The sequence below is a fragment of the Polaromonas sp. genome (genome assembly GCF_041689105.1).
Classification (GTDB): Bacteria; Pseudomonadota; Gammaproteobacteria; order Burkholderiales; family Burkholderiaceae_C; genus Polaromonas.
Genome location: NZ_JBDNGU010000214.1, coordinates 1 through 9,771 on the forward strand (window position 1 = coordinate 1; position 9,771 = coordinate 9,771).

General features: G+C 59.9%; 7 protein-coding genes and 1 pseudogene. 6 read left to right on the forward strand and 2 right to left on the reverse strand.

Annotation, left to right across the window (positions count from 1 at the left end):
- Positions 1–162 precede the first annotated feature (162 nt).
- Positions 163–1,131: a LysR family transcriptional regulator gene (locus tag ACESMT_RS20665; RefSeq protein WP_372828471.1), complete on the reverse strand. Its 969-nt coding sequence runs from the start codon at positions 1,129–1,131 to the stop codon at positions 163–165.
- 89 nt (positions 1,132–1,220) lie between these two features.
- On the opposite strand from ACESMT_RS20665, the gene ACESMT_RS20670 reads away from it, so the two are divergent.
- The 6 genes from ACESMT_RS20670 to ACESMT_RS20695 are packed head-to-tail and all read left to right on the forward strand — an operon-like array spanning position 1,221 to position 7,509.
- Complete coding sequence (locus tag ACESMT_RS20670) at positions 1,221–2,741, forward strand: sulfatase (protein WP_372828472.1); 1,521 nt, start codon at positions 1,221–1,223, stop codon at positions 2,739–2,741.
- Positions 2,731–3,669, forward strand: coding sequence for a hypothetical protein (locus ACESMT_RS20675; protein WP_372828473.1), 939 nt, complete (start codon positions 2,731–2,733; stop codon positions 3,667–3,669). Before ACESMT_RS20670 ends, ACESMT_RS20675 begins: the two co-directional genes overlap by 11 nt.
- Before the next feature lie 25 nt (positions 3,670–3,694).
- Complete coding sequence (locus tag ACESMT_RS20680; RefSeq protein ID WP_372828474.1) at positions 3,695–4,687, forward strand: Bug family tripartite tricarboxylate transporter substrate binding protein; 993 nt, start codon at positions 3,695–3,697, stop codon at positions 4,685–4,687.
- Positions 4,688–4,698: 11 nt separating this feature from the next.
- Positions 4,699–5,661 (forward strand): tripartite tricarboxylate transporter substrate binding protein, encoded by a 963-nt coding sequence (locus ACESMT_RS20685; RefSeq protein WP_372828475.1) that lies wholly within the window; start codon positions 4,699–4,701, stop codon positions 5,659–5,661.
- Between the two features lie 4 nt (positions 5,662–5,665).
- Entirely contained in the window at positions 5,666–6,676 is a 1,011-nt protein-coding gene (locus ACESMT_RS20690; protein WP_372828476.1) for an NAD(P)-dependent oxidoreductase, read from the forward strand.
- Positions 6,673–7,509 carry an amidohydrolase gene (locus tag ACESMT_RS20695; RefSeq protein ID WP_372828477.1) on the forward strand — a complete coding sequence of 279 codons (837 nt, stop codon included), beginning with the start codon at positions 6,673–6,675 and terminating at the stop codon, positions 7,507–7,509. Before ACESMT_RS20690 ends, ACESMT_RS20695 begins: the two co-directional genes overlap by 4 nt.
- Positions 7,510–7,770: 261 nt before the next feature.
- Here the strand turns inward: ACESMT_RS20695 and ACESMT_RS20700 are convergent.
- Positions 7,771–9,771: pseudogene (locus tag ACESMT_RS20700) on the reverse strand (methylmalonyl-CoA mutase family protein); the annotation flags it as partial.

Below are 9,771 nucleotides of genomic sequence, written 5' to 3' on the forward strand. Positions count from 1 at the left end.
AGCAGTACGGCCAAGGCCAGACGCAAGTCCTCAGCCGTTTTGGCGTTGTCTCGAAATGCACGGGCATCTGCTATGCAGTCGATGCCGCTGGCGGTTCTGGCCATAAGGTGCTCCTTAAAAAAGTAAGAAGCTTATTATTACCGTTTTTATTGCGAATTGAAATTACTGCTGCCCCAAAAACTTCCGCACGGCGCTGGTTGTTGGCCGGACCAGCTCAACTCCGGGAGGTAGCCCGAGGTCCCCATCATCGAGCAGTTGAATCGTTAAATGCACAAACGATTCCACGAGCGGCATTGTGACCTGATCGCGCAATCGGGCAAAGGCCACACGCCGGAATATGCTGGGGTGATCAATCGGCCGCGCGAGGACGGACTGCAGCGCTGCAGGCGGGCAACTGAGTGCCGGAATCAGGCACACACCGACGCCGCTCTCCACCATGCCGACCAGCGTGGCGAGATGATCGACCTCCACAGGGCGGTGCTTGAGGTTCAAGCGACCAATCGCGCCGTCTACGTACGAGCGTAACGCGGTACCACGGCGGGGGAGAACGAGTTGCTCGGCGGTCAGCATAGAGGTGGGAATGCTGCGCATCTCTGCGAACCGGTGTTGAGCCGGGAAAACGCAAAAAAAGGGGTCGCGCAAGAAGGGAAGCACCACTTCCTCAGGGCCGATGTTCGTTTCGCTGATGAAAGCCAGATCGCCTTCACGGCGCGACAGTTTTTGTCGCAGCAAAGGATCAGGCACATCAAACACCTCGACGCTGGCGCCCTCGTACGCACGTGTGAACTCGCGCACGACCTGAGGCAAAAGTCTTTGCGCTACGGAGAGAATGCTCAGCAACTTGAGCGTACCCCGACGTGAGGTAGCCCACTCCGAGCCACGCCGCATCAAACGCTCGTTGTCGTCAAGAACGCGGCGAGCGTCCTCCAGAAAATCGAGACCGGCCGGCGTGAGTCGTACGGCGCGGGTTGTTCGTTCAAACAAAGGCACCCCCACCATCTGCTCAAGATTGGCGATGGCCTGGCTGAGCGCTGGTTGTCCTAGGTGAACCTGTTTGGCTGCCATGCCAAAACTGGATGTTGTTGCAACCGCGACAAATGCGCGCAGGTGCCGTGGATTTGGATAAATCATCTAAATCGATAAATTGCATTAAATATTCGATTTGTAGCATACCCTGTCCATGCCTAAGATGCGTGCAGTTTCATTCACAAAAAGAAATCGTGCGCACCATCTTTGTCCTGTTCGACTCACTCAACCGGAGAGCGCTCCAGCCCTACGGCGGAGTGAATATCGCAACGCCCAACTTCCAGCGCCTTGCCGATCGATGCGTCACATTCGACAATCACTACGTAGGCAGCTTGCCTTGCATGCCCGCGCGTCGGGACATGCACACGGGGCGCCTGAACTTCTTGCACAGAGGTTGGGGGCCGCTGGAGCCGTTTGACAACTCTTTTGCAGCCTTGCTGCAGCAGGGGGGGGTGTACTCCCATCTGGTTTCGGACCACTTTCACTACTGGGGTGACGGGGGGGCGACCTATCACAACCGCTATGACAGTTACGAGTTCATTCGTGGCCAGGAGGGAGACCCCTGGAAGGCCATGGTCGATCCGCCGTGGGAGCGTTGGCGGCAAATGTTTCATCCGCGTCAGTTCAGCGATGAGAGACGCCACAAGTTGTCCCGGCACATGGCCAACCGCGAGTTCATCCGCGATTACAAGGACTTTCCGTCGGTGCGCTGCTTTGATGCGGGGCTGGATTTTCTGCAGATCAACCGCCAGGCGGACAACTGGCTTCTGCACCTGGAGACATTCGATCCACATGAACCGTTTCATGCGCCCGCTGAGTTCCGAGCCGCATATCCCACCGAGTACCGTGGACCCACGTTTGACTGGCCTCCCTATGCGCGTGTGACCGAAACCGCGCTGGAGTGTGAGGAAATCCGAGCGAACTACGCCGCCATCGTGGCCCTGTGCGATCACGAACTGGGCCGGCTACTCGACGTCATGGACCGGGAGGGCATGTGGGAGGACACGGCCCTGATCGTGACTACCGACCACGGATTTCTGTTGGGAGAGCACGACTGGTGGGCCAAAAACGTCATGCCCTGCTACAACGAGGTGGCCAACATCCCGTTGTTCGTCTCCCATCCACACCTGAAGTCGATGCAGGGCAGTCATCGCAGTGAACTCACGCAGACCATCGATCTCATGCCAACGATTCTGGAGATCGCTGGCGCGCAGATTCCGCCGGACACTATGGGGCAGTCACTTCTGTCGATGCTCAAGAACGACCTTCCGGGTCGCGACGCTGCGATTTATGGAGTGTTCGGCAGTGCGGTCAATGTGACGGATGGGCGCTACACCTACCTGATGTACCCGCCTGATCTGCATGGAGGAGATCTGTACCAGTACACGCTCATGCCGATGCATCTGAAAGGCATGTTCAGCCCGGCTGAACTGGCCGAGGCCACCCTTACCGCACCGTTGGCGCACTGCAAGAATCTGCCGGTTCTTCGCGTTCCTGCCACGCCAAAGTCTCCGTTCTACAACCACCAGGGACCCGGGGTTCAGAACGATGCGGTGACTGTGTTGTATGACTTGCGAACCGACCCGGACCAACAGTCGCCCGTCGACGACCCGGCGGTTGCACAACGCATGAGAGCGCTCGCGGTGGCGGAGATGCACAAGGCCGATGCACCGGTCGAATACCTGCGCCGGATGGGGTTGCACGATGCGCCCTGACGATCAGATCAAACTGGCTTGTGGCGCCTACAGCGCGCGCGTCTCGGCAGCTGCAGGTGCCCGCATGACTGCGTTGACCTGGAACGACGGTCACCGGGAGCGGGACCTGCTGGTGCCTTTCGATGGCGACACCGCATTTGATCCTCACGCCTGGCCAAAAACTGGTGCGTTTCCCATGGCCCCGTTCACCAACAAGCTGGCGCACGGCAGCTTTTCGTGGAGCGGTCGTGAGGTCAACCTGCCCACGCCACCGGAGACGCCCCACGCAATGCACGGGCATGCTCACCGGGTTGCCTGGACGCTCTCACATGCTTCAAGCGATCGCGCGATCTTGCGCCACCTGCATGAACCTGATCGCGAGGGATGGCCGTGGCGATTCGACCTGACGCTGGAGATCGAGGTGTCGGAATCGGGGGTGCAGGTGGATCTTCAGATTCGCAACCTGTCCGAATCGACCATGCCTGCAAGCATCGGGTGGCACCCGTTCCATCCCGCCACCGGTCTCCAGATGCAGGAACGGCCGCTCATGCTGGCTGCCGCCGCTCATCACGATGTTGGGTCAGATGGTTTGAAGGTGCGACTGCCTGCGCGTGCTCAGGACCTAGCGGTACGGCACCACCTGGTGATTGACGATCTCGGGCCCCAAACCACGATCTTCGAAGGCTGGGCCGGCCGCTTCACTCTGCCTCTGGAACAAGACCTGGAAATCGATGTGCAGTCGACAGGTGCCGATCTGCTGTTTTGCCACGTGCCGCCCCACGCGCAACACGTCTGTCTTGAACCCGTCACTGCGATGCCCGGTGCGCTTCAAACCTATGACGCGCGGTTGCGCGCATTGCACTTATCGCTCAAGCCCGATGAGGCAAGAGCCATCCGTTGGCGCTGCTCAGCTCGCAGCCGTAGCTTGAGCAGCAAGCCAGAACTTTAAAAATTTCATAAAGGAGACAAAACTCATGCATCCCATCAATCTTCGTCGCAATACGCTGCGCCAGACACTTGGCCTTTTTGTGAGCAGCCTTCTGGCGTTCACTGCGTGCTCTTCCTGGGCAGAAGCTTTTCCAAATAGGCCTGTCAAGATCCTCATTGGCAACCCACCGGGTGGCACTTCCGACCTGCTTGCGCGCATGATCGGAACAGAACTCTCCAGGTTGTGGCAGCAACCAGTGATTGTCGAAAACATGGCCGGTGCCAGCGGGTCCATCGCGATGAACGCCGTGGTTCGCTCAGCACCCGATGGCCACACGCTTGGCCTGTTAATTCTCAATCACGTAGTCTTTGAAGGGCTGGCAAAGAAGCCCCCCTATCTCCTCGCCAAAGATGTCACACCACTGGTTGCGCTGGCTCGCCAGAGCAACGTGCTTGTGGTTGGGCCGAACCTGCCTGTGAAAACAGCGGCCGATCTGGTGAGCTATGCCAAGGCGCAGCGCACGCCGATCGCGTTCGCATCGGGTGGACCTGGATCACCCTCGCATCTGGCCGGCGAACTCTTCAAGTTGCAAACCGGCGTTGACATGCTCCACGTGCCCTACCGTGGATCTGGCCCCGCCATTCAGGACGTGATTGCGGGGAGCGTCACGCTGATGTTCGCGGCGGCCCCGTCGGCCCTGCCGCAGATAAAGGGCGGCACCTTGCGCGGCATCGCGGTCACAGGGGAAACGCGTTCCGCGCAAACCCCTGATCTGCCCACGCTGAAAGAGAGCGGGTTCAATGTCGTCGTGCGCGATTGGCAAGGCCTGGTAGGTCCGGCTGGTGTACCGGCAGACGTGGTGAAGAAGGTGAATGCCGATGTGCGTCAGATTCTGGCGATGCCGGGAGTTGCCGCGCGGATCGCCACCGCCGGTGGCGAGACCATTGGCGGAACCCCGGAAGAGTTCTCGACCTTGGTGCGCGAGGAGTCTGTCAAGTGGAAGCGCGTCATCGATGACGCCAAAATCACGGCGAACTGAAGAGGCACGACATGCGCATTTTTTCCAGACTACTCGCGTGCTTCTGCCTTCTCTTTGGTGCTGCGATTGCCATGGCGGAGTATCCTGATCGATCCATCCGTTTGATCGTCCCCTGGCCTGCCGGCGGTGGGTCAGACGCCACAGCCCGGATTGTCGCCAAAGCCCTCCAGTCGCGGCTCGGGCAGCCCGTGGTTGTCGAAAACAAGCCCGGCGCAGCAGGCAACATTGGCACACAGTTGGTGGCTAAAGCGGATGCCGACGGCTACACGCTGCTCTACTCTTCGGGCCCATTCTCCGTCAACCCGAGCTTGTTTCGAACGCTGCCATTCGATACGGAGCGGGACTTTGCACCGGTGGGCCAGATCGGCAGCACCCCCAGTGTGATCGTCGTGCACCCTGACTTCGCCGCACGCACGCTGCAGGACTTTATTGGCGTGAGCAGGAGCGCAGTCAAACCCACGGTGTATGTGTCTCCGGGAAACGGCTCTGCACAGCATCTTGCGATGGAGCTCCTGCGGAAGAAAGCCCAGCTAGAGCTCACGCACATCCCTTATAAAGGAGCAGCGCCCGCACTGACCGACTTGCTGGGCGGCCAGGTACCCGCCATGATTTCAGGTTTGCCGGAAGTACTACCCTACATTCGTGCCGGGCGCATCCGCGCACTCGCAGTGACGTCAGCGGCCCGCTCCAGCCTGATTCCCGACGTGCCGACTTTGTTGGAACTGGGCCTGGCGGAAAGCGGCACCGCGGGTTGGTCGGGCATCCACGTTCGGGCGGGAACGCCGCAGGTGGTCGTGACCCGGCTCAGTCGTGAACTGCAATCTGTGCTGCGTGACCCTGCCATCAACGAGGTACTTCGCGCGCGCGGCACGGATGTGCACGTGACAACGCCGGAGCAGTTCGGCCAATTTGTAGGCGACCAGATCGTCAGGTGGCGCGGGGCGGTCGCCATTTCTGGTGCAAAGGTGGACTGATGACGTGACTACCGTATTTCTGAGTCATCCTCCGGGCATGCTGGAGCCGTACTATGGTCGAAAGGCAATCCGTGCCTTGCAGTCGATGGCAACTGTCACGTTCAACCCGTTGGACGGCGACATTTCTTCAGAAAAAGTGGTGAAGTTGGCTGCCGGCGCTGACATCATCGTGTCTTATCGGCAGACGGCTGGCGATGAGGCGCTGTTTCTCAGTCTGCCGAGCCTCCAGGCATTTGTTCGCTGTTCAATAGACATCAGGAACGTCGATGTGGTCGCGGCCAGTCGGCATGGCGTTCTCGTCACACAGGCCAGTGCTGGATTCGTGGTCGCTGTCTCTGAGTGGGTGGTCGGCGTCATAATCGATCTGGCCCGCTCCATGAGCGACTATGCGCTGAACTACCGCATCGGCAATGCGGTCGAGTTGCGCATGGGTCGCGAACTGCGTGGGGCCACCATCGGCGTGATCGGCTATGGCCAGATCGGGAGCTACCTTTGCGATCTCGCGCACGCATTGGGCATGCGCATCGTGGTGCACGATCCTCATGTCGCCGCAGTGCACCCTTCTGCGCGACGGGTGGGTTTGGGGGAGCTGTTGTCGGTATCCGACTACGTGGTATGTCTTGCCAAAGCGACCGACGACAATCGTCACCTTATGAATGCGTGCGCATTCTCGGCCATGCGACCCGGTGCCTGCTTTGTGAATGCGTCGCGCGGCAGCCTCGTGGACGAAGCAGCCTTGCTGCACGCCCTGGACAGCGGCAAGATCGCGGGCTGCGCCCTGGACGTGGGAGATGGCCCCGACCAAATGCCGACAGTGCGTCTGGCTTCGCATCGCAAGGTGATTGCCACGCCTCACATCGGTGGACTGACGGTGCCCGCCATCGAACATCAGGCCATGGAGACGGTCTCGCAAGTTGAGGCAATCATCGCTGGGCGTGAGCCGGTTGGGGCCGTTAATGCGGACTCCGCGCTTCGCTGGCACAGATCGCGTGATGCAAGGAAGGAAACGGCATGAGGCAAGACTTGGGCTTGGAAAATTATCCGGGCGCGTGTGACTGCCACGTACACATCTACGAAGATGGCTATCCCACGGTTCCCGATGTGGCTTGGGTGCCGCGCCATTCTCCCGTGTCCCTGTATCGATCCCAGGTGCAGAAGCCGCTGGGAATCGAGCGCGCAGTGCTGATCCAGCCCACCGCCTACGGTTTCGACAACAGCTGCATGATCGATGCGTTGCGACAGTTCGAAGGCGCGGCAAGAGGCGTGGCGCTGCTGGCTCCCGACGTACCTGACGGCGACATTGTGCGGCTCCACGAGCACGGGGTGCGCGCCGTGCGTTACATGTTGATTGGCGGTGTCCTCGATTGGAGCTCTCTTGAACCCATGGCCGCGCGCATGCGCGATCACGGTTGGATGATCAACCTGCAGTTCGATGGCAGAGTCACGCCGGAACATGAACAGATTCTCAAAAGGCTCCCTTGCCGTCTCGTGATTGACCACACGGGAAAGTTCCTGGAGCCGGTGGCACCGGATCACCCGTCGTTTCAGTCATTGCTGCGTGTGCTGGATACCGGCCGCGCCTGGATCAAATTGTCTGCTCCATATGAGACCTCAAAGACTGGAGGTCCGCGCTACGACGACGTGAGTCTTCTTGCACGAACGCTGGTTGAACGATTCCCCGAGCGCTGCCTGTGGGCCACCAACTGGCCGCATCCCTCGCAAGATCCGATTCCCATGGATGCAGATCTGTACGCATTGCTCTTCTCGTGGGCCACCAGTTCGGATGCGCGGCGACGGATTCTTGTGGACAATCCAGCCCATGTCTATGGGTACTCACTAGGCCAGTGATTGGGATGTTTGGGCGCATGTCCGCTTCAGACTCTCAACCCAGTAGGTTTGGACTTCCAACAGGGCGCCTCATTGAGAATGCCGGCAAAGGACACCCAGGCCCACAGCGGAAACAGAGTGGGAGCGGGGAGTTGTAACTATTGTTCCAACCAAGCTGCAACCGAAGCGTGATGCAACAGATTTGGGCGAGCCAAGTTGTGAATTAAATCGACCTCTAGCCCTTACGTACCGGGCGCAACCAGCTATCAAATAAATAGCAACCTACATATTCCGCCGGTACTGCCCACCTACCTCGAATAGCGCGTTCGTGATCTGCCCCAGTGAGCAGACGCGTACCGCGTCCATCAGCACCTCGAACACATTGGCGTTGGCGATAACCGCCTGCTGCAGGCGCTTAAGCATGGCAGGCGACTCTGCGGCATGCAGGGCATGGAAGGCCTCCAGACGTTTGAGCTGGCTCTGCTTTTCCTCGTCGGTGGATCGCGCCAGTTCCAGCTTGTCCTGAACCGCGTCACCGTGTGGGTTGCGGAAGGTGTTGACACCGATGATCGGCAGCTCACCAGTGTGCTTGAGCATCTCGTAATGCATGGACTCGTCCTGGATGCGGCCGCGCTGGTAGCCGGTTTCCATCGCACCCAGCACGCCGCCGCGTTCGGCGATGCGTTCGAACTCCAGCAGCACCGCTTCTTCCAGCAGCTCGGTCAGCTCTTCGATGATGAAAGCACCCTGTGAGGGGTTCTCATTCTTCGCCAGGCCCCACTCGCGGTTGATGATGAGCTGGATCGCCATCGCGCGGCGCACCGATTCTTCGGTTGGTGTGGTGATGGCTTCGTCAAACGCGTTGGTGTGCAGGGAGTTGCAGTTGTCGTAAATCGCAATCAGTGCCTGCAAGGTGGTGCGGATGTCGTTGAACTGGATCTCCTGCGCGTGCAGGCTGCGGCCGGAAGTCTGGATGTGGTACTTGAGCTTCTGGCTGCGCTCGTTGGCGCCGTATTTTTCTTTCATCGCCACGGCCCAGATGCGGCGCGCCACGCGGCCCATCACGGTGTACTCGGGGTCCATGCCGTTGCTGAAGAAAAAGCTCAGGTTGGGCGCGAAGTCGTCGATGTGCATGCCGCGCGCCAGGTAGGCTTCAACAAAGGTGAAGCCGTTGGACAGCGTGAAGGCCAGCTGGCTGATCGGGTTGGCGCCGGCTTCGGCAATGTGGTAACCGCTGATGGAGACGCTGTAGAAGTTGCGCACCCGGTTGTGCACGAAGTACTGCGCAATGTCGCCCATGACCTTGAGGCTGAATTCGGTCGAGAAGATGCAGGTGCTCTGGCCCTGATCCTCTTTCAATATGTCGGCCTGCACCGTGCCGCGCACGTTTTCCTGCACCCACTCGCGGATTTTCTCGACCTCGGTTGCGGTCGGTTCGCGCCCGTTATCGGCTCTGAATTTTTCGAGGTTCTGGTCGATGGCGGTGTTCATGAACATCGCCAGAATGGTCGGCGCCGGGCCGTTGATGGTCATGCTGACAGACGTGCTCGGGCTGCACAAATCAAAACCGCCATACAGCACCTTCATGTCGTCCAGCGTGGCGATGCTGACACCGCTGTTGCCGACCTTGCCGTAAATGTCGGGCCGCAGGTCGGGGTCGTTGCCGTATAGCGTGACGGAGTCAAAAGCCGTGCTCAGGCGCTTGGCGGCCATGCCTTGGCTTAGTAGCTTGAAGCGTGTGTTGGTGCGAAAGGCGTCGCCTTCGCCGGCAAACATGCGGGTCGGGTCCTCTCCTTCGCGCTTGAAGGCAAAGGTGCCGGCGGTGTAGGGGTAGCTGCCGGGCACGTTGTCTAACATCAGCCACTGCAGCACTTCGCCATCATCGTGGTACTTGGGCAGGCTGACTTTGCGAATCGGCGTGCCAGACAGGGATTTGGTCACCAGTGCGGTGCGGATTTCCTTGTCGCGGATTTTCACCACGTATTCATCGCCTGCGTACGCCGTCTGCATGTCAGGCCACTGGGCCAGCAGGGCGCGTGCGTCAGCGTCCATACGGGCCTTGCGGTGGCCGGCCAGGTCGAGTGCAGCCTCAGCGGCGGGTGCCCGGTCGGGCTTGCCTTCTTTCAACATGGCAGCGGCTGCCTTTAACTGCTGGACTTCGCGCGCCAGTTAGCCTTGTGCCACGGCGCGTTTCTTGTAGCTGCGCACGGTGTCCGAAATTTCAGCCAGGTAGCGGGTGCGGGCGGCGGGCACGACCGGCGTCTGGTTGGTGCTGTGGCGCAC

Bases quoted from the DNA above. Each gene is read 5' to 3' on its own strand.
- ACESMT_RS20665 (WP_372828471.1), bottom strand. From the start codon at position 1,131: ATGATTTATCCAAATCCACGGCACCTGCGCGCATTTGTCGCGGTTGCA.
- ACESMT_RS20675 (WP_372828473.1), top strand. From the start codon at position 2,731: ATGCGCCCTGACGATCAGATCAAACTGGCTTGTGGCGCCTACAGCGCG.
- ACESMT_RS20680 (WP_372828474.1), top strand. From the start codon at position 3,695: ATGCATCCCATCAATCTTCGTCGCAATACGCTGCGCCAGACACTTGGC.
- ACESMT_RS20685 (WP_372828475.1), top strand. From the start codon at position 4,699: ATGCGCATTTTTTCCAGACTACTCGCGTGCTTCTGCCTTCTCTTTGGT.
- ACESMT_RS20695 (WP_372828477.1), top strand. From the start codon at position 6,673: ATGAGGCAAGACTTGGGCTTGGAAAATTATCCGGGCGCGTGTGACTGC.